This is a genomic window from Microbacterium sp. F01, from assembly GCF_056156365.1.
On the sequence record NZ_CM149592.1, the window covers coordinates 4,351,225 to 4,375,594 of the forward strand.

24 protein-coding genes and 1 pseudogene are annotated in these 24,370 nt (G+C 64.8%); 4 read left to right on the forward strand and 21 right to left on the reverse strand.

Annotated features, from left to right (window positions below):
• Nucleotides 1-3 precede the first annotated feature (3 nt).
• A complete protein-coding gene (dcd, locus tag ACVN90_RS19915) occupies nt 4-609 on the reverse strand; it encodes a dCTP deaminase (protein WP_475099934.1) in 606 nt (201 codons plus the stop codon).
• Nucleotides 610-860: 251 nt separating this feature from the next.
• Here dcd and ACVN90_RS19920 point away from each other — a divergent pair, with 251 nt between their 5' ends.
• On the forward strand, nt 861-2,072 hold the full coding sequence (locus ACVN90_RS19920) for a tyrosine-type recombinase/integrase (protein ID WP_475099935.1): 1,212 nt from the start codon (nt 861-863) through the stop codon (nt 2,070-2,072).
• 7 nt (nt 2,073-2,079) lie between these two features.
• Nucleotides 2,080-2,355 (forward strand): hypothetical protein, encoded by a 276-nt coding sequence (locus ACVN90_RS19925; protein ID WP_475099936.1) that lies wholly within the window; start codon nt 2,080-2,082, stop codon nt 2,353-2,355.
• Nucleotides 2,356-2,510: 155 nt separating this feature from the next.
• Here ACVN90_RS19925 and ACVN90_RS19930 read toward each other — a convergent pair whose 3' ends face one another.
• From ACVN90_RS19930 to ACVN90_RS19980, 11 genes are all read right to left on the reverse strand, one after another.
• A complete protein-coding gene (locus tag ACVN90_RS19930; protein WP_475099937.1) occupies nt 2,511-3,443 on the reverse strand; it encodes a VOC family protein in 933 nt (310 codons plus the stop codon).
• A 57-nt stretch (nt 3,444-3,500) separates the two neighbouring features.
• Nucleotides 3,501-4,571 (reverse strand): PDR/VanB family oxidoreductase, encoded by a 1,071-nt coding sequence (locus ACVN90_RS19935; protein ID WP_475099938.1) that lies wholly within the window; start codon nt 4,569-4,571, stop codon nt 3,501-3,503.
• The gene (locus ACVN90_RS19940) at nt 4,568-5,749 is read right to left on the reverse strand and encodes an ABC transporter substrate-binding protein (protein WP_475099939.1); all 1,182 of its coding nucleotides are present in this window, start codon (nt 5,747-5,749) and stop codon (nt 4,568-4,570) included. The genes ACVN90_RS19935 and ACVN90_RS19940 overlap by 4 nt, the downstream gene beginning before the upstream one ends.
• A gap of 65 nt (nt 5,750-5,814) precedes the next feature.
• Nucleotides 5,815-6,744 (reverse strand): branched-chain amino acid ABC transporter permease, encoded by a 930-nt coding sequence (locus ACVN90_RS19945; RefSeq protein WP_475099940.1) that lies wholly within the window; start codon nt 6,742-6,744, stop codon nt 5,815-5,817.
• Nucleotides 6,741-7,448 carry an ABC transporter ATP-binding protein gene (locus ACVN90_RS19950; RefSeq protein WP_475099941.1) on the reverse strand — a complete coding sequence of 236 codons (708 nt, stop codon included), beginning with the start codon at nt 7,446-7,448 and terminating at the stop codon, nt 6,741-6,743. Before ACVN90_RS19950 ends, ACVN90_RS19945 begins: the two co-directional genes overlap by 4 nt.
• A complete protein-coding gene (locus ACVN90_RS19955) occupies nt 7,441-8,202 on the reverse strand; it encodes an ABC transporter ATP-binding protein (RefSeq protein ID WP_475099942.1) in 762 nt (253 codons plus the stop codon). The genes ACVN90_RS19950 and ACVN90_RS19955 overlap by 8 nt, the downstream gene beginning before the upstream one ends.
• Entirely contained in the window at nt 8,195-9,139 is a 945-nt protein-coding gene (locus ACVN90_RS19960; protein WP_475102160.1) for a branched-chain amino acid ABC transporter permease, read from the reverse strand. The genes ACVN90_RS19955 and ACVN90_RS19960 overlap by 8 nt, the downstream gene beginning before the upstream one ends.
• Before the next feature lie 92 nt (nt 9,140-9,231).
• Complete coding sequence (locus tag ACVN90_RS19965; RefSeq protein ID WP_475099943.1) at nt 9,232-10,479, reverse strand: Rieske 2Fe-2S domain-containing protein; 1,248 nt, start codon at nt 10,477-10,479, stop codon at nt 9,232-9,234.
• A 416-nt stretch (nt 10,480-10,895) separates the two neighbouring features.
• On the reverse strand, nt 10,896-11,777 hold the full coding sequence (locus ACVN90_RS19970; protein ID WP_475099944.1) for a cupin domain-containing protein: 882 nt from the start codon (nt 11,775-11,777) through the stop codon (nt 10,896-10,898).
• Nucleotides 11,774-12,268, reverse strand: coding sequence for a nuclear transport factor 2 family protein (locus ACVN90_RS19975; protein ID WP_475099945.1), 495 nt, complete (start codon nt 12,266-12,268; stop codon nt 11,774-11,776). The genes ACVN90_RS19970 and ACVN90_RS19975 overlap by 4 nt, the downstream gene beginning before the upstream one ends.
• Nucleotides 12,265-13,014, reverse strand: a complete 750-nt coding sequence (locus ACVN90_RS19980; protein WP_475099946.1) for an HpcH/HpaI aldolase family protein — start codon at nt 13,012-13,014, stop codon at nt 12,265-12,267. Before ACVN90_RS19980 ends, ACVN90_RS19975 begins: the two co-directional genes overlap by 4 nt.
• 109 nt (nt 13,015-13,123) lie before the next feature.
• Here ACVN90_RS19980 and ACVN90_RS19985 point away from each other — a divergent pair, with 109 nt between their 5' ends.
• Nucleotides 13,124-13,912: an IclR family transcriptional regulator gene (locus ACVN90_RS19985; RefSeq protein ID WP_475099947.1), complete on the forward strand. Its 789-nt coding sequence runs from the start codon at nt 13,124-13,126 to the stop codon at nt 13,910-13,912.
• Between the two features lie 312 nt (nt 13,913-14,224).
• Here the strand turns inward: ACVN90_RS19985 and ACVN90_RS19990 are convergent, their stop codons facing one another.
• On the reverse strand, nt 14,225-14,854 hold the full coding sequence (locus ACVN90_RS19990; protein ID WP_475099948.1) for an FAD-dependent oxidoreductase: 630 nt from the start codon (nt 14,852-14,854) through the stop codon (nt 14,225-14,227).
• Nucleotides 14,855-15,018: 164 nt separating this feature from the next.
• Here ACVN90_RS19990 and ACVN90_RS19995 point away from each other — a divergent pair, with 164 nt between their 5' ends.
• A complete protein-coding gene (locus ACVN90_RS19995; protein ID WP_475099949.1) occupies nt 15,019-15,498 on the forward strand; it encodes a MarR family winged helix-turn-helix transcriptional regulator in 480 nt (159 codons plus the stop codon).
• A gap of 364 nt (nt 15,499-15,862) precedes the next feature.
• Here the strand turns inward: ACVN90_RS19995 and ACVN90_RS20000 are convergent, their stop codons facing one another.
• The 8 genes and pseudogenes from ACVN90_RS20000 to ACVN90_RS20035 form a co-directional block, all read right to left on the reverse strand.
• Nucleotides 15,863-16,732: an ABC transporter permease gene (locus ACVN90_RS20000; RefSeq protein ID WP_475099950.1), complete on the reverse strand. Its 870-nt coding sequence runs from the start codon at nt 16,730-16,732 to the stop codon at nt 15,863-15,865.
• Nucleotides 16,733-16,757: 25 nt separating this feature from the next.
• The gene (locus tag ACVN90_RS20005; RefSeq protein ID WP_475099951.1) at nt 16,758-17,855 is read right to left on the reverse strand and encodes an ABC transporter permease; all 1,098 of its coding nucleotides are present in this window, start codon (nt 17,853-17,855) and stop codon (nt 16,758-16,760) included.
• Nucleotides 17,852-19,381 carry an ABC transporter ATP-binding protein gene (locus ACVN90_RS20010; RefSeq protein WP_475099952.1) on the reverse strand — a complete coding sequence of 510 codons (1,530 nt, stop codon included), beginning with the start codon at nt 19,379-19,381 and terminating at the stop codon, nt 17,852-17,854. The genes ACVN90_RS20005 and ACVN90_RS20010 overlap by 4 nt, the downstream gene beginning before the upstream one ends.
• Nucleotides 19,378-20,391, reverse strand: a complete 1,014-nt coding sequence (locus tag ACVN90_RS20015; RefSeq protein WP_475099953.1) for a BMP family lipoprotein — start codon at nt 20,389-20,391, stop codon at nt 19,378-19,380. Before ACVN90_RS20015 ends, ACVN90_RS20010 begins: the two co-directional genes overlap by 4 nt.
• Before the next feature lie 276 nt (nt 20,392-20,667).
• Nucleotides 20,668-21,855: a TetR/AcrR family transcriptional regulator gene (locus tag ACVN90_RS20020; protein WP_475099954.1), complete on the reverse strand. Its 1,188-nt coding sequence runs from the start codon at nt 21,853-21,855 to the stop codon at nt 20,668-20,670.
• 199 nt (nt 21,856-22,054) lie between these two features.
• Entirely contained in the window at nt 22,055-23,467 is a 1,413-nt protein-coding gene (locus ACVN90_RS20025; RefSeq protein WP_475099955.1) for an MFS transporter, read from the reverse strand.
• Between the two features lie 324 nt (nt 23,468-23,791).
• A complete protein-coding gene (locus tag ACVN90_RS20030) occupies nt 23,792-24,106 on the reverse strand; it encodes an RraA family protein (RefSeq protein WP_475102161.1) in 315 nt (104 codons plus the stop codon).
• Nucleotides 24,036-24,323: pseudogene (locus tag ACVN90_RS20035) on the reverse strand (RraA family protein); the annotation flags it as partial. The gene ACVN90_RS20030 and the pseudogene ACVN90_RS20035, both read right to left, overlap by 71 nt.
• Nucleotides 24,324-24,370: the final 47 nt, after the last annotated feature.

Genomic DNA, 24,370 nt, shown 5'->3' on the forward strand with positions numbered 1-24,370 from the left:
GTCTCAGGCGCCGCGGCTCCCGGCATCGGTCGCCCCGACGTCGCTGCGGTGGAAGTTCTGGAACGAACGGGATGCTGTGGGCCCGCGCTGCCCCTGATACCTGTTGCCGTACGGACCCGAGCCGTACGGGCTCTCGGCGGGCGAGGTGAGGCGGAAGTAACAGACCTGGCCGATCTTCATGCCGGGCCAGAGCTTGATCGGCAGCGTCGCGACGTTCGAGAGCTCGAGGGTGACGTGCCCCGAGAAGCCGGGGTCGATGAAACCCGCCGTCGAGTGCGTCAGCAGGCCCAGCCGGCCGAGCGACGACTTGCCCTCGAGGCGGGCGGCGATGTCGTCGGGAAGGGTGATCTGCTCGAACGTCGAACCGAGCGCGAACTCGCCCGGGTGGAGGATGAACGGCTCGTCGGGGTCGACCTCGATCATGCGCGTGAGCTCGGGCTGATCCACGGCGGGATCGATGAACGGGTACTTGTGGTTGTCGAAGAGCCGGAAGTAGCGGTCGAGCCGCACGTCGACGCTCGAGGGCTGCACCATCGCGGGGTCCCACGGGTCGAGCGCGAGGCGCCCCGCGTCGATCTCGAGCCGGATGTCGCGGTCACTCAGCAGCACGGAGCCAGCCTATCCGGACCGTGCTGTTATGCTGGCCGGGCGCTGTAACAGGCGCGCGAACGCCGGATGCCGGCGTCCGGGGCTGTAGTTCAATGGCAGAACTTCTGCTTCCCAAGCTACCGCTGCGGCTTCGATGCGTTTCATGAGCATTGATTTTCCGCGGATCTCCGCCGTTCCGTCTCTCACAGCGCGCGCTGTGGCGTCGCCCGTATGTGTACACGTTTGTGTACACCGTTGCTATCGTGACGGCCATGCCTAAGTCCCGCGAGCACGGCCAGGGCGCCCTGTACTGGGTCGAATCCCGGAAAATGTGGCGCGCGGTGCTCGATGTCGGCTTCGACGAGACCACCGGGAAACGGGTACAAAAGGCCCGGATGTCCAAGAGCAAGGACGAGGCGGTCAAGAAGCTCAACGCCATGATCCGGGAACGCGACTCCCTCGGCATGGTGATGGACCGGTCCACCCGGGTCGCCGAACTCGCCGACGCCTGGCTGGCCGATGTCGCCGAGCGGGCGAAGCCGAAGACCCTCACGAACTACCGCTCCAACGTGCGCACCAAGGTCCTCCCCTCGCTCGGCCGCCGGGTGGTCTCCGAGCTGACCCCTGCCGATGTGCGTCGCATGCATGCGGCGATCCGCGCGTCGGGGGCCGGATACTCCAGCGTCGCCAGTGCTCACCGCACCCTGGTCACCATGCTCGAGTATGCGAAATCCGAGCGGGTGGTCAGCGGTGAGAACGTGGCGATGCTCGCGCCGCCCCGGCGCGGGCGGGTGGGGAAGGCAAAGGACTCCTTCACCCGCGAACAGGCAAAGGCACTCCTCGGCGTGCACGACGCCCGGGTCACGCTCGGTCTGCTGACCGGGCTGCGCAGCGGCGAGGCGATGGCGTTGCGATGGGAGGACATCGACTTCGACCGTGCCGTGGCCGAGCTGTCCTGGTCGCTCACCGAAGCGTCGTTTCAGCACGGCTGCGGTGGCACGTGTGGGAAGATCCGGGCCGGGAACTGCCCGCAACGGATTCTGGAGATCTCCGACTCACTCGAAGCCATCCCGCTCGAAGGCCGACTCGTGCTGGTCCGCCCTAAGAACGACGCACCGCGCCAGATCCCCCTCACCCCCGCGGCGGTTGCCCAACTCCAGAAGCTCCGCGACACCGATGACGGCCCCAACCCTTACGGGCTGGTCTGGCACCGCCCCAACGGGGCACCACAAACCAACACCGACGACAACGACCACCTCCGCGCCGTGCTCACCAGCGCCGGGTTCGACGAACCAGCCGCCACCACCCACTGGCTCCGCCACACCTACGTCACGCTCGCAGAGCATGCGGGTATCCCCTGGGCCGCAGCCGCCGGCGTCTCAGGACATGGCAGCCCCGAAGCATCCGACCCTTATCGCCACGTCCTCACCAGCGAAGGCCGCAAAGCCGTACAAACTCTGTCCACTTGGCTCGCAACCCAGTAGCAACCACGTGGACCGTTCACCGACCAGGTCTTCTGATGCTCGGGAGGCCATCGTCATCTTCCTGGATCGCGCCGCGGTGCTCGGCGACCTCGTCGACACCGCGGCCGACTACGGCGCCAGCGACCATGCGGTGATCGACGGGCTCACGGGACGTGCCCACCAGCTCGGCAAGCCTCCGTTCGATCTGCCGTCGTCGATGGCGGCGGTCGAAGCCAGCCGAGAAGATCCGCCCTTCGACACCGAGGCACCGGCCTTCCGCTTCGAACACGGCCTGTCCTACTGATGGGCCGAAAGGGGACCCAGCTTCGGCAGGGTCCCCCTTCGCATTGTTCGCCACCCGGCACGTCGGAATCGCTGCGGCGAGTCCATGCACGACTAGGGCGCTCGACGGTTCGGCGCCAGGCGCTCGTGGAACGCGCGAAGCAGCCCCCGCAGACTTCAGGAAAATCGTTCGGAGGGAATGGCGCTGCCCGCCGTCGCCTCCGAGGGACGGAGAAAACCGGTGCGCTTTGCCAGCCACTGTTCGGGAATCGCGGACCCCCACTCGTCCACGGCCCGCTGGTCGTCAAGCGACCACACACGCGGTTCGGTCCAGCGCGGGTCGTCACCGATCGAGATCATGCCGTTGTCGAGTTCGACCAGCAGGCCAGAGGCGTCCTCGGCGTAGGCGAAGACACTTCCGCCAGTCCCGTGCCTGCCCATCCCCCACACCAGGTAGTGGGAACCGTCGACATAATTGTCGACGCGCTCGATCAGTCCCTGAAGGGTTTCGTAGTCGAACGCGATGTGGTGCAGCTTCGGCTCTCCCTTAAGGATCGCAACGCCGTGGTGCGGTGCGTTGAAGACCGGGCAGTGGAGCCAGGCGAGGAACGGGTCCTCCTTGCTTCCGATCCAGTCAGACGGGAGGAGTCCGAACGCTGCGGTGAAGAAGTCGAGCATCGTCGCGACGTCAGGCACCGCGACGTTGAAGTGCGAGAACCGGAAAGGCCGCTCAATCGAGGCGCTCTCCGGCTCCAGCACCTGTGCCATTCCGGAGTAAAGCTTGACGCCGTATCCCCAGGGGATCTCGAGAACGTGAGCGGCGTCCACACCGGGGTGCGTGACAGGCCCGACGTCGATCGCGCCGGCGGCGACCGCAGCAGTCACGTGCTCGGCAAGGTCGCCCTCGACCTCCAGATTGAGGTGGACGAGCGCGGCTTCGCCGGTCGCGGACTGCTGAAGAATGAGGTCGTGGTGCCGGTCGGCGCAACGAAGGTAGGCCGCGTGTCCATCTCGCTCAGTGACCGCAAGCCCGACCTTCTCGACGAAGAAGCGCACTGACGCGTCGAGGTCTGGGACGTCGAGGGTGATTGATCCGACCTTGGTAATCATGGGCGCTGATCCTTTCAGTTTCTACAGTGGAGGGTTTGTTGTCCGGGGCCGGTCAGATCAGACGTCCAGCACAAGTCGCTCAGACAGTGCACGGCTGACACAAGGGAACATGGTTCGGCTCTTGGCGCGCTCGTCGTCGGTGAGGATCTCGTCCCGGTGGTCGGGGGTTCCGTCGACGACAGCGACCTCGCAGCTTCCGCAGTACCCTTCGGTACACGAGAAGGGCATGCCGGGGACGACTTCGCGAATCGCGTCAAGCAGCGAACACGTCGCGGGGACGTCGATGGTTGCTCCAGTTCGGCGGAGCTCGAGCTGCACAGGATGGTCCGCGCCGACCGGTCTCGTCTCCACCTTGTTCGGGGCGGCCTCGAAACGTTCGAAGTGGAGCTCAGCTGTCGGAGCGATGCGGCCGTGGGCTTCCTGCACGCCGTCGAGGAGCGCTGATGGCCCACAGCAGTAGACGGCAGTGTCAGCGCCCGCCGCTGCAAGGATGTCATCCAGCCGGAGCCGATCGTGCGAGTCCCGCGGATTCAGGGTGATGCGGTCGCCACCGATCGTCAGCAGCTCATCGACGAACGCCATGCTCCTTCTTGTGCGGCCAGCGTACGCAAGCGTCCAATCGGCATCGTCGGCGAGGGCGCGCACCATCGCCAGCAGCGGGGTGATCCCGATGCCCCCGGCGATGAAGATGTAACGCTGCTTCGGAACGAGCACGAAGTGATTGCGGAGTGCCGCATTCAGCACGCGGCCAACCAGCCCGACCTCGTGGATCTCCTTGGAGCCCCCACGTCCGGCTGCTTCTTTCAGGACCGCGATGGTGAACGTCTTACGGTCGTCCGGGCTTCCGCACAGAGAGTACTGACGACGCAAGCCGCTGGGCAGCTCTAGGTCGAGGTGCGCGCCGGGCTGCCACTCTGGGAGGTCCCGGCCTTCCGCGTCGGCGAAGGTAACGGACACCACGTCTTCGGCTTCGAGATGCACATCGGTGGCCAAGAGGGTCAATGAAGCCGACTGTTGTGTGGTCGGCATCACCGTGGTCGGCATGATGGTCATGGTGATCGCGGCTTTCTCGCTGATTCGGTCGGCTCCGGCCGTGGCGTGCGCGCCGGAGCCGACCGTGGTGGTCACTCGCCGTTGAAGGCGAGTTTGAATCCGTCCGCCCCGGTGAACTGCATGATGACGGGCTCCATCGACGCGCCCTGGTGCTTGTCGTCCGCGAAGGCGTAGTCGCCGAGGACACCGGTGTACGAGCTCGCTACGATCCAGGCGGCGATTTCCTCGCCAGTCGACGCGCCGTCTCGGAGAGCTTCGAGGACGAGGTTCGTCGCATCGTAAGCTCCGGCTGCGAGAGCGACGGCCGGCTGGCCATACTCGGCTTCGTAGGCATCCGAGAAGGCGGTCACCTTGTCCGCGTAGGGCAGGCTGGCAGGGACTTCGTCGGCAATGTCGATCCAGAATGCGTTGGCGTACAGCCCTCCGACGGGGAGGTCCGCCGCCAAGGGCTGGAGCGCCTGCACGGTGGCAGATCCCGTGCCGACCCAGATCGGCTGGGTCATGCCGAGCGCCTTCGCGGCCTGTGCCACAGCGACGATGTCCCCGCCCGAGGTTCCTGCGACGATGATGTCAGGGTCGGCGTCGCGGACAAGTGTCATCTGAGTCTCGAGGTTGGTCGTTCCGGCGGGGAACCGTTGCTCAGCGACAATCTCGTACTTGTCGGGGTACGTCTTCGCAAGGTAGCTGAAGACAGACAGGTAGCCGTCTCCGGTTGCCCCTTCGACTCCGATGAAGCCGATCTTGTGCACGCCGATGCTGTCCAGCCAGGGCTCGGTAGCCGGAATGTAGTCGGTCACTGGCGCGAGCGCCCAGAAGAAGGTCGGCGTGATGTCGAAGTTCTGCGGCGAGAGGCAGAACTGGAGCACCTTGGCCGCATCGAGGATCGGCTGCATGGCTCGGCAGCTCGGACCGCTGCCGGATCCAAGGACGATGTCGGTCTTGCTGCTGAGCGTTCGAGCCGCAGCCGCCGAAACGGCCGGATCGGAGGTGCCGTCCTCGACGAGCAATTCGATCGGGGCGCCGTCGATGCCTCCTGCGTTGTTGGCTTCATCGATGGCCAGCTGAATGCCGTTCAGATTGGCGACGGACGCACCGGCGTGCGATCCGGTCTTGTCGAGTACGACGCCGATCTTCACGGCTTCGGCCGAGCCGCTGTCATTCGGCGCGGAGCTGGCGGGAGAACTGCAAGCCGCGACGCCGAAGGCGAGCGTTGTGACGAGCACGGCGAGTGCCGCGCGGGATGCCTGCTTCATTGCAAACCTCTTTCAGGTGTGATTGGGATTTCGGTGATTCGGGTAGTGCTTGATTTCGGGGATTGCTAGGGCTGGATCGCCATCGGTCGGTCGACGACGTCGCGTCCTCGGGTCGATCGGCGGAAGCGGCCCGGGCGTCGGGATCCCGGACGCTTGTCGTCACGCAGCACGAGGAGGATGACGATGAACGCCCCGTAGAGGAACACGCTCTGCCACTGCGTCGACACGTACCCGCCTGTGTAGCTGGCGAACAGACCGAGCACGATGCTCGCGATCGCGGCGGGAACGTACTCCCAACGTCCTGCGATTGCACCGATCGAACCGAGCACGACAAGGGGGAAGATGCCAGACCAGCCGAACGGCAACAGCGGAGCGAGGAGGATGCCGGCGATGGCGCCGAAGAAGGCTGCAATCTGAAACGCGAGGTACTTCATCCACCGGACTCGGATGCCGACCAGCCGCGCACCATCGACGTCGTCGGCCACTGCACGGAGCGCTTTGCCGAGGATGGTCCGCTCGAACAGCAGGAAGCCGATGCCGACCAGCACCGCCGTGCCAAGCCATACCAGGAGCGAGTGAGGCAAGACCGTGGCTCCGCCGATCACGATCGGCTCATTGCTGAGCCAGGGTCTTGCGCCCACGTCGTTCAGGCCCCACACGCCTTTCGCGATCTCCGCGAAGACAAGAGCGGCACCGAGCAGCATCAGGACCGGACCGGTCGAACTTCTTGTTGCGAGCCGGTTGGTCGCGAGGACGCTCAGGAGCACCGCGATCAGCGCGCACACAACGACGCTGCCGAGCATCGCGAGGGGCAAGGGCAGCCCCACCCCGTCGTGCAGGGATGCGAAGGTCAGCGCACTGTATACAACGAACACGCCCTGCGCGAGACTCTCGATACGCGCAACCTGATAGGTGACCACCATCCCCAACGCGATCAGCATGTAAAGCGTCCCGATGTTGAGCCCAGCAAAGGTCAGTTGCAGAAATGTGCTCACATCGCACCTCCGAGGTAGGCGTCAACGACCGCCGGATCAGCGGCGAGGTCGCTCGCGGCGCCTTGAATAACGACGCGGCCGGTGTCGACGACCACGCCGCGGTCTCCGATCGCGAGCGCTTTGCTCACGTTCTGTTCGATCAGGAGGACACCAACCCCGCCTCGGGCGAGGAGCTTCGCCTGCTCGAGGATCAGGTCGACATACAGCGGGGACAGCCCGAGGCTCGGTTCGTCCAGCACGAGGTATTTCGGAGATGCCATCAGCGCTCGGCCGATCGCGACCATCTGCTGCTCGCCTCCCGAGAGGTCTTTCGCCCGCCTCTTGAGGAGCGCGGGCAACTGGGGGAACAGCTCCATGACGCGGTCGAAGTTCGCGCTGCGCTCAGCGCGGTGCCGCGTGATTCCGCCGAGGATGAGGTTGTCGCGCACCGTCGACCGGCCGAAGAGGTGCCGGGCTTCCGGGACGAGCGAGAAGCCGCGACGTACCCGCGCGACCGGGCTCTCGTTGGTCACGTCGACACCGTCAATGGTCACCGTGCCCGCACGCGGCTGCAGAAGTCCTGCGAGGGTTCGAGCGATGGTCGACTTGCCGGCTCCGTTCGCGCCGAGAAGACAAACGATCTCCCCAGCGTGCACTTCCACGCTCACCTCTTTGATCACAGGTGCGCCGACGTAGCCGACGACGAGCGATTGTGCTTTAAGCATTCGCCACCCCCAGGTAGGCAGTGATGACCTCCGGGTTGCTGCGCACTTCCGCTGGCGTCCCATCGGCAAGGAGTCGACCTCGATCGAAGACGACAATCCGCTGAGCGAGTGCGAGCAGGAACGGGAGGTTGTGCTCGACGATGAGAACGGTGAGTTCGTGTGTCGCGATGTACTCACCGAGGTGTTGCGCCAGTTCGGCACGCTCCGAGTCGGTCAGACCCGCCGCAGGCTCATCGAGGAACAGCAGGGACGGCGACGAGGCGAGGGCGCGCGCGACGGCGACAAGACGCTGCTGCCCGGCAGTAAGGTCCTCGCTGGCACGGCCGGCGAGAGACTCTGCGCCGACCGCTCGTAGCTTCTCGAGTGCGAGTTCGACAAGGCGGTCCTCATCGCGACGCCATCGCGGCGTACGAAGCATCGCACCGACGATTCCGCTACGTCCTGCGCTGTGTGCGCCGACCATCACGTTCTCGAGCACGGACTGGCCTCCGAAGAGATGCGCGTGCTGAAACGTGCGTGCGATGCCGTGATTGGCGACCTGGTAGGGCTGTAGCCCGCTCAGTCGATTGCCCATCCAGGTCACCTCGCCACGGCTCGGAAGAACCGCGCCGGTCGCCGCGGAGATGAACGTCGACTTGCCGGCGCCGTTCGGTCCGATAAGCCCGACTACGGACCCCACAGGGATGCTGAAGGTGACGTCACTTAGCGCGGCTACGCCCCCGAATTCGACCGTGAGGTCTTTTGACTCAAGCACGGCGCCTCCATCCCGAACGGATTCGTCGGGCGATGGATTCGGCGATGCCGGCCAGCCCGTTGGGAGATGCGAGGTAGACGACGATCATGGCGACGGCCTCCATCAGGTCGAGCGTCCAGAACTCGGTGGTGTTAGCAGCGAGCGTCATGAGCACGACAACGACGACGAGGCCTCCGAAGATGCTTCGCTGGCCGCCGATCACAACGGCGGTGAACAGCAGCAGCGACACCGAGAAGTCGAAGTCCGATGGCGCGATGTACGCGCTGTAGTGCGCGAACACGGAGCCGGCGATAGCGGCGGGCACCGCCGCGACCATCCAGAGGATGGCCTTCTCACGGCCGGAGTTGATCCCGAGTGCGCCCGCGGCAGCGACGTCTTTGTGGATCGCTGCCAGTGCGCGACCGTAGCGAGAGCGGGCGATGTTGCGTCCCAGCAGGAAGAAGACGAGAACAAGTGTCCACGCGAGAACGAAGTACGGTACGGCGCCCTCAACGACCCACCCTCCGATCGAGAAGTTGGGGATGCCATAGATACCGTTCACGCCGCCGGTGAGGTCGGGGAGGTTCGAGATGACTCGCTGCACCAGGAACGCCAGTGCGATGGTGGCGAGCGCCAGGTACCATCCGCCGAGTCGCAGCAACGGGCTGGTGATGACCGCGAGGACAACGGTCGCGCAGAGTCCCACGAGGACGCCGGCTACAGGCGGCCAGCCGAGCTTCACAGTCGTGATGGCCGATGAGTACGCTCCGATGGCCATGAAGGCGGCATGTCCGAGGGTGATCTGTCCCCCTAGCCCGGCAAGGATGGAGACGCCGCATACGGCGATGCCGTAGATGCCGGCCAGCGTGAGCAACGGGAAGACATCGGCTGTGGAGAAGGCAGCCGCGCCCAAGACGATGAACACGATGATCGACAGCGGCTGCCAACTGGCCTTCATCACGGCCGACCGCTTCTCCGCCGGTGTGACCGGCTCCCCTGGCGGCCGGGGCGATGGCGCCCACCGCACCAGCGAGGTTTGCGTGGAGGCACTCACCAGTCCGTCTCCGGGATCGGCGTGCCGGCCTCGAGGTCGGCGAGACGGCTCATGAACATCCGGCGGAGTTGAAGCACTGCCTTGTCCGACTGCGCCAGATTCTCTTTGCCGAGGTCGTTGATGAACTGCATCCCCATCTGCGCGACGTGGTCCTCGATGTTCACGAGGTCGGGGTGGTCGGCGAAATCGAAGAGCGTCTTCTCGCCCCGCAGGATCTCTTCGGCGCACGCCTCGGTCGAGGGGTACTTCTCGATCAGCGCCTTCTTGCGGGCTCGGTACTCGTAGTACTTGTCCCGGCCTGCCGCATCCGTGTGCAGTGCGGTGATCTGGTAGCTCATGTGCGAGACATCGTCGATGGGCACCCGCCATGCGACCTGCTCGAGGAAGCCGTCTCGCTGCGGGACGATGAGGTGCATCGCGTTGGGCAGCATGACGGTCGAGATGACGGGCTCGGTATCGTCCTCGACCTCAACAGCGCGGATTCCGAAGTCCATCCGTTCAACAGTCACGTCGCGGATTCGGATCACATCGGGCGAGAAGCCCACTTCGGTGATCGTGGGATCCGAGGACAGTTTGTGGGTGTACGCCACGTGAGCGAGGTCTAGCGCGTTCTCGACGTTGATGTAGTAGTTGCAATTGCGCCGGTAGGTCGCGCAATCAAGGACAGCAGCGGACATCATGTCCTTGCCGTACTTCTTGGAGAAGCCGTCGAAGTCGTGAAAGCGCGGAGGCTCGCCCTCACCGAAGTACGCAAAGACCACTCCGAACGCTTCGTGGGTGGGGTAGGTGCGGATCTTCATGCGCTGCACGAGGTTAGGGCTTTGGCCGGGAGCGTCCTGGCACTGTCCATCCGGGCCGAACTTCCAGCCACGGAACATGCATCGGATGGAGTCGCCTTCGACATTTCCGACAGACAGCATCGTCTGCCGGTGAGGGCAACCCGCCTGAGTCACGACGGCCGTGCCGTTCGCTCCGCGGTACAGGTTGTATCGCTCGCCCATGACGGTGATGGGCTGCGCCTTGCCGGCGGCGAGGTCCTCGGAGAGTCGGACCGGCTGCCAGAACTGGCGCAGGTAACGGCCGGCCGGGGTATCTGCCCCGGTCTCGAATGGGCTGAGCGCAGCAGTGGTCGGCGCGGGAGGCACAACAGTGGACATGATCGATTCCTCTGGTTCTTCAGTCGGGACGGGTGGGGTCCGAGTCAGGGTCGGCCGCGGGTAGCGTGGGTTGCGGCTGGCTCGCACGACAGCGCAGGTTCACGGGGCGGACTCCCCGACTCGTCGCGCTCCCGTCGTCAGCACGAATGCCAGCTGCTGAAGTTGGAAGGCGGCGCCGCCACCGTGGAAGTCGACGGCATGCCCGGCCGTGGGAGGCGCTGCGCCAACCCATGGCGCTGCCGACAGGACACCAGCCGATTCCGCTGGTTGAGAAGGATCGGTAGCCCACAGCGGGTCGAACTCACCCTGTCGGTAGCTCACGGGGACAGTCACCTGGGGTGCGATGCTGGCATACACCTCTCGCCGGCGCGCTGACGTGTCGATGAGCTCGGCGACTACCAGTGGTGCGCCGACGATCTCCTTGGCGTGCGGCATGTCGGCTCGATAACTCGATGAAGGCCCGAACATCAGGTGTCGTCTCTCCAGTTGTTCGCGTGCTTTGTCTAGCTCGGTCGCAGACCGTCGATCGCGGCGAGAGCAGAGACCCCCGACGCGTACTCGAGTGCGTTGAGAACCCATCCCTGGTCGATGAAATCGGTGCGAGCCGGCGCAAACACATCGATCAAGATGTGCGGGCCGCGGCCGACCGCTCGCGTGGTGTGGATGTTCCCCGGCGGGATGATCGTGACCGACGGGCTCATCACCTGGACGTGTTCATCCGGCCGCCAATCGCGCAGCCGCTTCGTCCACGGGCGGCGGATGTGGTGCACGTAATCGCCGACCAGAGTGACTGATGCCTGCTCGAAATCGTCATGCGCATGAGGCGACAGCGCGTCGCTATCGCGGGGACCGTCGTGCGTTTCGAACCAGTTGACCATGAGTGAGTCGGTGCGGAAGATCCGTCCGAATCGACCGGGTTCTGTGGGCACATCAGAGAGCGCGTAGGAGCGAAGGACGCGGTTTCCATCGAGCTTTGGAAGCAGAGGCTGCACAGCGACATTGAGGTCGGAGTAGTCAGGGTTGTTGCCGGCGCGTTCCGCGATCGCGCCGCGGGTCGTGAAGACGCGCAAGAGGTAACCCGGCCGGCGGACGGACACCGTGTGCGCACCCGGAGGGACGACCACGACCGCCGGGCCATCTACCGCGAGTGCGCCAGTAGATCCAGCGACGTCGATCGCGACTTCCTCCGGGACGAGGATGAAATGTTCATCAGGCTCGTCGGTGACGGGCAGATCCTCGCTCACCGCTGCCCAGGTGGTCACAGTTACAAAGTTCTGGGCACGGACGTACCAGGAACGCTGGCCGCCGTGCGTCTCCGGAGAGATGTACTCCCCGCCGAGTTCGAAGAACGTGGGTGCCCACGGGACATCGGTCGGCTGTGTCATGTCTCTTGCTCCCCTGCTCGTTCATTCGGGACAGCGAGCTCAGTCGTCGGTTCGATGAAGAGGTAGTCGATCCAGCGGGAGCGGATCAGCCATCGCCCATCGACCCTCACGTACTCGTCGTGCACATCGCCGACCATCGCGGGCATGGTGTGTGGCCGCGGGGCCTCCCCGTCCTCGCCATAGAGGAGAAGCACAGATATGGCTCGCACATAGTCGTCCTGTACTTCAAGCAACTCGAGGTTGGTGACGATGTGGCGAGAGACCCTGGGTCCCCGCGCACGTCTGTTGATGTAGACCTGCTCGATCTCCGCAGAACCGTGGAAGGTCGCTTCGGCGAACCGGAGGGTGGCGTCGTGTGTGAAGAACGACGCCGAGGAGGTCCCGGTGTTGTGGTCGATGTCGTACCAGAGCCCGGTCACGAGCCTCAACAGCTCGGTATGGAGGCTCGCGCGTGCCTGCGTGGGCTGGCTGTCCGTCTGTGCTGTGGTCATGACGCTGCCAAGACCGCCTTCCTGAGTTCGGTGGAGGCGCCGGCTGCAAGCAAGCTGACGTCGGCGCCGACGATGGTGAAAGCCAACTCCATTGGCTTCGACGGCACTTGCACGCCGCCGACACGTAGATGGCCCCTTGCGGAGTCCAGGACTCGGTCGGTCATCTCAGTGAACGCGTCCGATGTCGGCTCCGTGCCGGCCGCGAGCGCAAGATCGAATGGGCCGATGAAGAGCGCGTCGATGCCGTCGACCTGTGCGATGGCATCAGCGTTGTCGACGGCATCGGTCGACTCGATCTGAGCGATGACCACGATCTCGTGGTTGGCACGCTGAGTAAGCTCGGAGGCTCCGTTCTTGCCCCAGTCGCCCACCCGTGTCATCGGGCTGGCGCCGCGACGCCCCATCGGCGGGAGACGGCAGGCCTCTACCGCCGCGCGGGCCATGTCGGAATCGTCGACGTGGGGGATGACCACTCCATCGGCGCCAGCGTCGAGAGGGGGCACGACATCCCTCGGCTCGATTCCGGGTACACGAACGAAGGTCGGTAGGCCGATGCTCCGAGCGACCGCGATCATCGCCGTCAGATTGCGGGGATCAATTAGTCCGTGCTCGCAGTCGAGCACTAGGAAGTCGGCGCCTGCCAGAGCGAGGACCTCGACCACTTCGACTGCCGGCAGCTTCACCCAGATCCCGCGCGCATCCGTCGGGAGCGGCCAGCTGCGGCTCTGCTGCGACGTCATCGACATGTTTAAGCTTCCTTGCTCTGTCTCGCATTACGAGATATCATCTCGTAATACGACCACTTTAGACCGTCGGCGGCGGAACTGCAAGAATCGAGCCGGCTAGGAGGCAGCATTGAGCAATGCGACAAGATCCACGGTCGAGACCGGTTCTGCGGGCTCGCAGATCGCGGTCATCGACAAGGCGGTCCGCGTCCTCGACGCGCTACTCTCACACCCGTCCGGTCTGACACCGACCGAGGTTGCCGGCCTGCTTGGCACGAATCGAAGCACTGCCTTCCGTCTCCTTGCCTCTCTGGAGCGGAGTGGGCTTGTGTCCCGAGACACCGAACAAGGGAAGTATTACCTCGGCATGAAGCTTCTCCAGTACGGGGCGGCTGTCCGCAACAGCATGAGCATCGTGACGCTGGCCGAACCGGTGCTGCAGGACCTGCGTGATCGGGTCCGGCAGAGCGCCCTCCTCGCCATCCGGGAGGATTGGGGAGCTCGCTGTCTGATCCGCCTCTCGGGACCGGATGTTGATGTCCTGACGTGGACGACTGGTGAATGGTTGCCCATGCACATCGGCGCCGCACCCCAGGCGCTTCTGAGTGCGCTCACCGATGCGGAGATCGAGCGGTACTTCGCGGAGAACAATGACTGGGGCACGCTGCACGGGGATCGAGACCCCAAAGAGATCCGTGACGCCATCGCACTCACCCGTGAACGTGGTTGGGTTCTCAACGAGGCAGAGATCACCCCAGGCGTCTACTCGCTCGGGGCTGTTGTTCGTGACAGTCTCGGCGCGCCCATGTGCGCGATCTCGGTGGCGGGCCTCGCCCACCACTATGACTCCTCGGAACTAGAGGTGACAGCTCAAGCCGTGCTAGACGCAGCGCGGGAGATCAGCCGACGAGTTCACTGAAACCCCGGAGCGCGCACACGGCCAGATTCGCCCGAACTCGACCGCGACAGCCTCGGGGCGAGGCCGTCACGCTCCCGACTGGTCTCCAGCTGCCGGGTGGCTCATGGGCCAACACAACTCACACGATGCGCCGCTCGTTTCCTGTTCATCCCGCTCAGCCCGGTCGCAGCGCTCATCGGATCCCTCGAGTTCTCACGGTTCGCCCGGCGAATCGGCAACGGACCCCGGACAGTCGGACTGGTTCGGCGTGTGATCGGGCACGCTACTCGTCGAGCCCCTGCACGGCGACGCTTGCGTGGATGAGCTCTATGGCTACAGGTTCGGAAGCCCGATGAACCCGTCGGCGTGAACTCGATCGCGGGGAACGCCAGCGTTTCCGAGGCTGAGTCGGACGGCCCTTGAGAACGCGGTGCTGCCTGCAACGACATAGTCGGCCCCGCGCTGCGTGGCGACGGTGCGTGGAATCGAGGCGGTGAATTCGTCCCGTGTCCCCATATACGTCGCTGACTCAACGAGTGGAGCGAGCTCGGCATCGAAGTACGGCGCGCCAACCTGCAGAAGCGTATGCCTGCGGGTCGGCCACTGCCTGATGAGAGACCGTGCCAGCGTCGCACCGATGCCTTGGATGAGGTAGACGATCGCGCTCGTGTCTTCCGACAACGTGATTCCTCCGAGCGGACCAAACAGCCGGACTTCATCCCCCGGTTTCAAGGCCATCAGCTCGCGCTTGATTCTCGAGCCACCGTGCAGGCGGGTGCCCAATTGGAGGAACTCGTCGTGCGGTGCGGATGCGAACGTGAACGGTCGCATCGCACTACCGACGAACCACACGCCGAACTGTCCCGGGCTGCGCGAGAACGAGCCGCGGGGGCTGAACGAGAGCAGGGACGCCCCAGCGTCGTCGGCGCGGGTGTCCACATGAGTGAGAGTGGCGATGCGCATCCGGTGGTTCCCTTGAGATATTCGATGCCGCAGTAATCGGCAAATAGATAGCATACTATGTTTCCACAGCCGACTGATGCGACGGCGTTTAGGCTTCTGGCGAACAGGCGTGGCGCGGGCCCGATTGACCGCACAGGCACGCGGACGCCCGGAGGGAAGGTGAGATGAGTTTCAACAGGTTCGACTCGGCCGGCTACCTCGTGAATCTTTGCGCCCGGATGCTGACGCAGACCATGGCGCGCGCTCTGCGACCTCTCGGCGTGGCCCCTGCTCAGCTGCCCGTGCTCTTTACGCTGTCCGCGCTCGGCCACAGCACCCAGACGGAGCTGGCGAAGGAGTGCGACATTGAGCAGCCCACGATGGCACTCACGCTTCGCCGAATGCAACGAGACGGACTCGTCGAACGCCTGAGCGACCCAGCGGACGGGCGCCGCTCGATAGTTCGACTCACGCAACGCGCCCAGGGCCTCATCCCGGAGATCCAGTCGATCGCGGACCGTATCAATTCCACAGCGCTCGGGCTCGCGCCTGAGCGTCAGCAGCTTCTCGTCGAGTTGCTCGGCGATGTGGCGGCAAGCATACGAAACGTCCGGGCAGTCGACGACGCGATCGCTCGGCGCCCACCCTTTGATCCCAAAGTCTGACCTCCAGAGGGAGGAGCTCCTCCCTCTGGAGGTGTCAGTGACCGCAGCGCGCTAGCGAGCAGAGCGATCTGATTGTGCCTCGGTGCACGTGCGAGGCGACTGGCCCAGCCCACCCACCCACGCCCCGAGCTCTGACTGGCATGACCCTCGTACCGACCGCCAGCCACGAGACGACTCGCGCGGCCGTAATGCCCCTGCCTGCCTGGCGTGTGGCGCGCTCCGCCGGGAACGCTCGTCGAAGACCTCGCCGCAGATGTCATCGCGGTCCGCGACCTGGCACGACCCGCAGTTCGTGAGGCGTGCCTCGGGCGCGAGCACGGAGTGCGATCATTGCCGAGTTGCCGGCGATCACGGTTGCTCGTCGCTATGCGCCAACCAGTGTTCGTCCCGGTCGACGTGATCGGCGCGAGATGATTACGAGGGCGATGAGCGCCGCTGCGTAGGGGAGCATCTGGGTGAGTTCGTGCGGCACGACGTTCTTATCGAACTGGAACGAAATCGCGGTGGCGATCCCGAAGCACGCGCTGACGAGCGCGGTGAAACCCACGCTCCCCCGCGCGAAGATCACGACGGCGAGCGCGACGAAGCCGACTCCCCCGACCATCCCGACGGTGAAGAGTCCGAGCTGTCCGATGCTGAGTTCGATGCCTGCGAGAGCGGCGAGAACAAAGCACCACACCTGGGCGATGACCCGAGTCCTGACGACCGACACGCCGGAGGCGGTGAGCGCTTCGGGGTGGGCGCCCGCCGCACGAAAGCGCACGCCGACGACCGTGTGGCGATCCGCGACGGCGAGGATAACGGTGAGCGTGACGGCGAGCCAGCTGAGAACGGAATGGCCCGAGATGATTCCTCCGACGAGGGGCACGTCCTCAAGGAGAGGCACCACGATGGCGCTGAGCACTGGGATGCTCGGATCCGACAGGTTGCCTTTCACCCCGAACAGGATGTCAAGGAGGTACGCGGTCGCTGCGCCCGCAAAGACAAAGAGCACGATTCCTCCGACGAAGACGTCCACCTTCAGCTTCGTGACGAGCAGGCCGAAGAGAAGTCCCGCGACGGCGGCGAGAACCAGAGTCAGAAACACCGCGGCGAGCACTGAGCCCGTAGCGATGCCGAGCGCAACGCCGAAGAACGCGCCGAAGATCATGATTCCTTCGAGGCCGATGTTTATGTCGCGCGTCCACAGCGTCGGGAGACACGCGAGAGCCGCCAACAAGATTGGTGTGGTCATGCGAACACCGGAGTTCAGCAGTGCGTCAAGCCATTCCACGGCGTCTCCTCCAGGTCGACACCACGAGGTCGACCGCCCCTGGCGCTGCAGCGGCGGCAATAAGGATCGTGCAGATCACGAGGACGGCAAGGTCGGAAGGGACCTCGGCGACCTGCTCGATCTTGCGACTGGCTGCCTGCATCACGCTGTAGACGCCCACCCACGCGATCGCCAGTAGCGGTTTCGCGCGGCCCATCAATGCGAGCATGACGGCGATCCATCCAAGCCCGATGGCGATCTCGGAGGCGAACCGACCCTGACTGGCCAGGACGAGAAGGGCACCAGCGACTCCGCAGAGTGCACCTGACACAGCAAGTGACATCACCTGCCAGCGGGGTACATCCATCCCAGACGATGTGGCGAAGCGGGGAGATTCTCCGATCATTCGCCATCGGTAGCCGATGACGGATCGTTCGAGGATCCACCACGCCCCCACGCACAACACCGCCACAAGGAACACGGCAACGGTGAGCTGGGTGCGAGGAATGAGCACCATGAACTCCGCCGAGGGGTGAACCGGCAGGGTGGCGCCAGGGGCCTCCGCGGCGGGGTCGTTGAAGACACCGCTGGCAAGGAAGATGCAAAGACCGAGTAGGACGTAATTGCCGAGCAGTGACGACAGCACAATGTCGACGTTCCAGTGCGCGGCCAACCAGCCGAGTCCGGCGGACACGGCTCCGGCGGTGATAGCAGCGAGTGCGATCGCGAGTGCCTGGTGTGCCCAGGGGACGAGCCCGCCGATGTACGCTCCGCTGAGGGCGCTCACCAATGCGCCCACATAAATCTGCCCCTCGGCACCGACGGTGAACATCCCCGTCCGGTACGCGACGACCACACCCAGCGTCGCGACGCAGAGCGGCAGGCCCCACGCCACCGTGCGCGCGATCGCCTCGAGGCTGCCGAGGGAGTACTCCAGGCCGACGAGGATCGTCGGTAACGGCTGGAACCCCCCGGTTTGGATGAGGACGATTGCCACCAGAAGACCCGCCGCCGGCGCGACGAGGCCTTTGACCAGTGGAGCGATTGCCCGGCGGGCGTCGTGCGGCGCCGGCGCTTCGTAAGCAACCTCAACCAGGTTGCTCATGCCGCCTCCCGATGGGCGCCCGCCATCGCGAGCCCGAGTTCGTCGCGTGAGGTTGCCGCTGACGCGAACTCGGCCACGAATTCGCCGCGGTAGACCACCAGGATGCGGTCGGTAAGGCGGAGCAACTCGTCGAGGTCGGCGGAGACAACGATGATCGCCGCCCCCCTCGACGCCAGTTCGAGTATCGAGGTGTAAATGCCTTCGGCTGCCCCGAGGTCCACGCCACGGGTCGGCTGCGCCATAACCAGCAGCCGCGGCTGGGCGTCCAACTCTCTCGCGAGAACGATCTTCTGTTGGTTGCCTCCAGACAGGCTGTCGGGCTCCGCGTCCAAGGAGGCCACCTTGATTCCGAACCGGGCGATGATGTCGCGCGCCCAAGCTTTGATGGGGCGCGTGATGGCGGGGCCGAACAGCGACATGCCGCGTCGCGACAACAGCCGCCCCATCGCCAGCGCCTCCACCACGGGGGCATGGAGCGGGAGACCGTCGGTGCGCCGGTCTTCGGGAACGTAGCCGAGACCGCGACTGCGGTGCTCTCTGACCGAAGTACCGGTGAGTTTCACATCGTCCAGATGTATGTCGCCCGCAGAAGGTCGCACCCCTCCGGTCAGGAGCGCCACGAGGCTGTTCTGCCCGTTCCCATCGACGCCAGCGATCCCGACGATCTCTCCCTCTCGGATGTGAAGACTTGCGTCTTTCAGTTCGCAGTCAGGGAACTGACGCCCGCTCAGCGCCTCGACGCGGAGCCGGGTGGCGTGGCCGGGAGGTGAGCGGGGCAGGCGCCCGAGTTCGACGTCACTACGCCCGGTCATCAGCGAAACCAGCATCGGTATGTCGACGTCCGCGAGGGGGAAGGTCCCGTGGGTTCGACCCTTGCGTAGCACGGTCACCCGATCGGCGATCTCCATGACTTCGCGCAACTTGTGCGTGATGAAGATGACCGATACCCCGCGGTCGGCGAGCGATCGGAGGGTGCGGAACAACTCGGCGGTTTCCTGAGGGGTGAGGACTGCTGTGGGTTCGTCGAGGATTACCACCCGGGCGCGCCGGTACAGCACCTTGAGAATCTCCACCTGCTGTTGCTGCGCGACACTCAGTTCGCGCGCCTTCCGACGGATGTCGAGCTGGATGCCCAGCAGCGCCATTGGTTCTGTCAGCGCCCGCTCGCTCTCCTTCGTGTCGATGAACCCAAGGCGTCGCGGCTCAGCGCCGAGGGTCACGTTCCTCGTCACGGAGAACTCGGGCACGAGCATGAAGTGCTGATGCACCATGCCGATACCCGCACGTATCGCGTCGCCGGCGTTGTGGAGCTCGGTGGGCACCGAATCGATCTCGATCCTGCCCGAGTCGGGACGTTGCATTCCGAACAAAATGTTCATCAACGTGCTCTTACCCGCGCCGTTCTCACCGACCACGGCGTGGATCTCACCCGGCTGCACCTCGAAGTCCACGTGGTCGTTGGCGACCAGGTCGCCGAACCGCTTGGTGATGGCAGTAGCGCGGAGAACCGGCGGGACGGTGGTCATCCCCGCGGAGCACCTTCGGGCACGATGTCGCCGGCAATGATCTGGTCGATGACATCCTCGACCAGAGCCTGCTGGTCATCGCTGAGGAACGCATCGTTGTAGAGGACGGTGAAGGCGTCTTCCTTGAATCCATATGTCCGCACTTCGCCCTTGGTGAGTGTGCCGTCGACATACGAGTCCGCCGCATCGAGAACGAGCACGCTGGTGTCGTCGTTTACGACGGCGGGGCTGACCTCGGGAACGGTCGGGTAGGCAGCCATGATCGGTGCGATCGGGGTGCCCCCGTCGGCGGCTTTCACTGCGCCCTGGCCGGACAGGCCTGCGGTCGAGTAGATGACGTACGCGCCCTGTTGGCCGATCGCAGTCGCGGTCTCGAGTCCCTTCACGGGATCGCTGAACGATCCGACGTAACTGGAGATCACCGAGAGCGACTCATCCTGCGCCTGCGCACCCTGGGTGTATCCCGCCTCGCAGTCCGCGATGCTCGGAGCCTCGAATCCTCCCATGAAGCCGACCGCCGACTTCCCTTCGTCCGCGCTGACGAGCGCCGCGACGGTGCCGCCGGCGTAGCAGGACTCGGCGTAGCGGTACGCCACCGAGACGACATCCGCACTGGGGACGACTCCGTTCACGAAGACGAACGTGGTGTCGGGGTTCTGCGCGGCAGCTTCGACGGTGGCGTCGATGGCCTGATTTCCGACGACATATACGAGTTCGTTGGCGTCTGCGGCATCCTGAAGCAGCGGACCGTAGTTCTGCGTTTCGAGCTTGCCTTCGTACGTGGTGACTGTTGCGCCGTGCTCAGCCTCGAGGGTGTCGATCGTCTCGAAGGCTGCGTCGTAGTAGCTGTGGTCGCCGAATGCGTTCGCGACGAACAGGCCAACCGTGATCGACTCTTCGCCGGCTTCGCTAGACGCGGCGGTGGTGGGAGCTTGCCCGCCGCAGCCGACGAGTGCGAACGCGCCGATGATCGCCACTGCTGCGAGGCCTGTGGTTGCTGGACCCTTCATGGATTCTCCCTTGAATCGAATGTCCTGCTAGTCAATACTGCCGTCCTGAAAAAGGCAACACCTATTTCCTAACATATGCGGATCCTGCCCTTACATACAGGACATCGCGTCGTTCTGGAGGCCGACGCCGCCGTGGGGTGCGACGCACTTGTCGCGACTCACGCCTCATCGGCGCTGAGCGCACGCTCAGTCGACAAGGGGGCGTCGCGAATAGATCCGCGCGCTTGGGGCGCACTTCGGGCGCCGACTCGACGGCGCCAACCTCATTCCACTCTTTTAGGAGAGCCGGCCTTCGAGTAGTCCACTCGTCAGCGCGAAGAGAGCCGGACGAGCGGGAAGGCCACGGTCATACAGCCATTGCAGTCGCAGACCATCCCGCACCGCGTGCACCCATAGTGCGGCACGCGTTTCGTCAGGATCGTCGCGGGGAGCGGGTCGGCTCGCGGCGATGTCACGCGCTAGCAGCGCCCGCTGCGCACGGATCCGACCAGCAAACCACGTGTGGGCGGGATGCTCCGGCGAGGTTGCCTCGCTCAGGAGGACGACGTACGCCACGAGAGGTTGAACGGTATCGCTCCGTTCCGCGTCGCGCGGAACGACCGTGTCCACGAGACGACGAACTCTCACGATCGGGGAAAGCTGCGCGGCGTCAACCGGACCCGACAGGAGTTGCTCCAACTCCTCAAGCACGTCCAGCAACAGTCCCCGCTTGGTAGAGACGTGATTGAGGAGCGCGGATTTCGTCACGCCGGCGGCACGCGCGACGCCATCGACCGTGGATCCATTAAAACCTTTCGCCGCGAACACTCCTGCCGCACTTCGGAGAATGCTCGCGCGAGGATTCGATGCGGCAGCGTCGGACAGCGCCGCCGAAGTAGGCTCCTCCACCGCGGAGAGGTCGTCCATCTCACCGCGCCCGTGCCACTCCAGATACGCCTCGAGCTCGCCGGCGACATCGATGGTCGGATCGAAGAGCGATGCGAGTTGAAGTCCGTCCGACATCGCCGGCAGGATGGCCGCCTCCCACCCGCACTCTCGAGTCGACCGATCGCGCGATGCGGCGCGTACCGCTCGGTAGCGTGCAGCGATTCGCTCGTGTGCGGGGTGCTCGGGAGCGACGGCTACACCGGCGAGAGCCGTGAAGAGCTGCGTATAGCCGGGCTCCGCTGCGTTGTGCCGGGCCAATGCGACGGCCGTGTCCATCGACCCCATTTCCAGCGCCATCGCCGTGATCCAGTCATGGTTGCGACTTTCGTAGTCGCGGACGATGACGTCGAGGATCTCCCCCGTGGACCTGTAGTAGCGACGAAGGGCAGCATGAGATAGCCCCGCCGCCCCGGCTACGTCCCGTAACGAGACGGCGTCGAAGCCGCGGCGCAAGAAGAGCTCACGTGCTCGATCGTTGATCAGCTTCGTCGTCGCCTCACGCTTCGCGTAGTAGCGCGGACGTGCCTGCGTGGTCATGAGCTCCGTCGATTCAGTTGCGGCGAGATGGAACTTTGGGCTCGCTACTCGGCGCTCCGGCGAGGTGGCTGTCGTCGTAGCCTACGACAACACAGCGATGCGGGTTCGGGCGCCAACGCCGGGCCGGAGTCGAGGCCAAACGTCGACGACTGCCGAAACGAGGTCCGGCAGCCGTCGACGTGGACATCGAGTTCTCGGGCTAGCGCACCCGCCTGATGGGAAGAATCGCGAACGCTGAAATCATCGCGATCACGGCCGACACGGGATAGACCGGTCCGTACTGGCCCCCCGCCACCGCCACCACTGCGCCGGCGACGATGGGTGCGAGTGCCTGGCCGATGTTCTGGCCCGTTGTCGACATTCCCAGATCGCGACCCGCGGCCAACTTGTCCGGCAGGACATCGATGAAGAGGGCCTGGTCGACGACGATGTACAACCCGAGACCGAACCCGGACAGCGCGGCCTGGATAAACATCGACGGCAACGACGGCCATACCCACGGCACGATGAAGGACACAGCCATGATCACCGATGCGGCGAACACGAAAGGCTTCCGACGACCGACCTTGTCGGACCACTTGCCCGAGATGGCCATCGCCAGAATGGTCGAGGGGATCCCGGCGATGAGCAGGAGCGGAGCTGTCTGGGCAGCCTCCTCAATTGTGAGAGCAGGCGTCACATAGCTCTGCAGCATGTAGATGCTGTAGACCGATCCGATGCCGGACCCGATGAAGAGGGTGACCTTTGCGATCCACGCCCACCGATAGTCCCGATCGCGTAGTCCCGCCCCGTAGGACGCAAAGAACGACCGGAACTGCAACCTCGGCACGCTCATAGACACCGTGGAGTTGTCGCGCGCCAACAGCAGAAGCGGGATGACGCTGAGGGCGAGCGCGAGCGCCAGCACGTAGTACGTGTTCAGCCCGATCATCGCGAACAGCGCTCCCACACCGGCAACACCCACACCCGCGACTAGGAAGCCCACCACGCCCGTGATCGCCGAGACGGTGCCGATCCGGTCCTCGGGAACGCGATCGGCGACAGTCGCGGAAAGCGGCCCTTGCGCACTGTTGACGACGAGCTGAACGAGAGCCCACACGACGAGGAGTATGCCGATGCTGGGCGCGCTCGGCATGATCGCGATGATGACGGCTCCGACAAACGCGCCTCCCGCGATCCACGGGGCGCGGCGCCCCCATCGTGACCGGGTGCGGTCGGAGAACATTCCGATCAGCGGCTGCAGAATCATCGTGAGCACGATTCCCGCCGAAGTCACGAGTGAGAGCCCACTCGCCTTGGCCGCGTTGTATTGAGCAAGCAGGTCCAGTTGTCGAGCCTCGGCTTCGGTCGGAATAGCCGCCCCGCTGTCCACCTGGGCCCTCAACTCCTCGAGCGCCGGCAAGTCGACGCCCGCGTCGGCGCCGGCGAAGTACTGGGCGAACTCGATCTGCTGAACCTGGAGCGGGAGAAGGATCGAGAGGATCGACGACCACAGCAGTGCGATGCCGATGCTCGCGATGACGTAGACCGTGATGTAGCGGCGAAGCTGCGGCGTCTTGGCCTGATAGCGGACGGCGACGGCAGACAGTTCCTGCCCGGTGTCGACGCTCATCGCCGCGGGTCCTGAGCGAGGCTGCTGTGAAGCACTGTGAACTCCTTCGTTCGTCGGGTTGGTGGTTGCCAGGCAACTCTGTACGGGATCGTACACTTATGAGAACCGGGTGGCAACTTTTACAAACCAAGTGGTAACAATCAGCTGACTGGGCGCGACGCCACATTGCGGGTAGTCCCGCGCTCCGGGGGAGAACAACGAGGCCTGCAGTCCAGTGAGGCGTCGCTTCGAACTCGGCTGGATGTCCTCTGAAATGAGTTCAGATGTCTCGTGGTCGGAGGGCGGAGAATCCCGGCGGAAACGGCGTACCGCTCCTCCCGTAACTCACACACCAGATGTCGCCGATCTCGACGACGACGCCGCCCATGGCCATGGAGCGACCGATGAAGCCAGGCCGTTTCTGAAGGGGCCTGCTGCGGTGACCCCTCGGGCAAAGAACGGAAACTGGATCTCCGCCAGCGACTCGGCATCTCGGACACAGCCGTCGACGACAAAACCCGCGATGCCCAACGAACGGGCCTCTTCCCCGCTGAGCTTCCCAGGAGGGCGCGCACCATTTCCCCTCGGCCGTTGACACGAGGATCTCTCCTGGGGGCGCCACGTCCAGCGCCTCGTGCACCACTTGGTTGTCGCCGCCAGCTGTCAGCGCTGTGATGGCGGGGCCAACAAGAGTTGTACCGGGCCATACGGCGGAAATGCCGGAGTGCATTACCCCGAATCGGTGCTGCGCATCCCCGATGTTCGCCGCCCAGAGTGCCATGAGACGCTCCAATGCCGCGGTGCTGAGGGGTGTCCGCACTCTCCGCAGATCAGACATGAGGCGCTCCGCTCGATGGCAAGACCGACATGACCGCATCGATGCGGGTAGCCCTGACAGCGCGACTCACCGCGCAACGATTACGT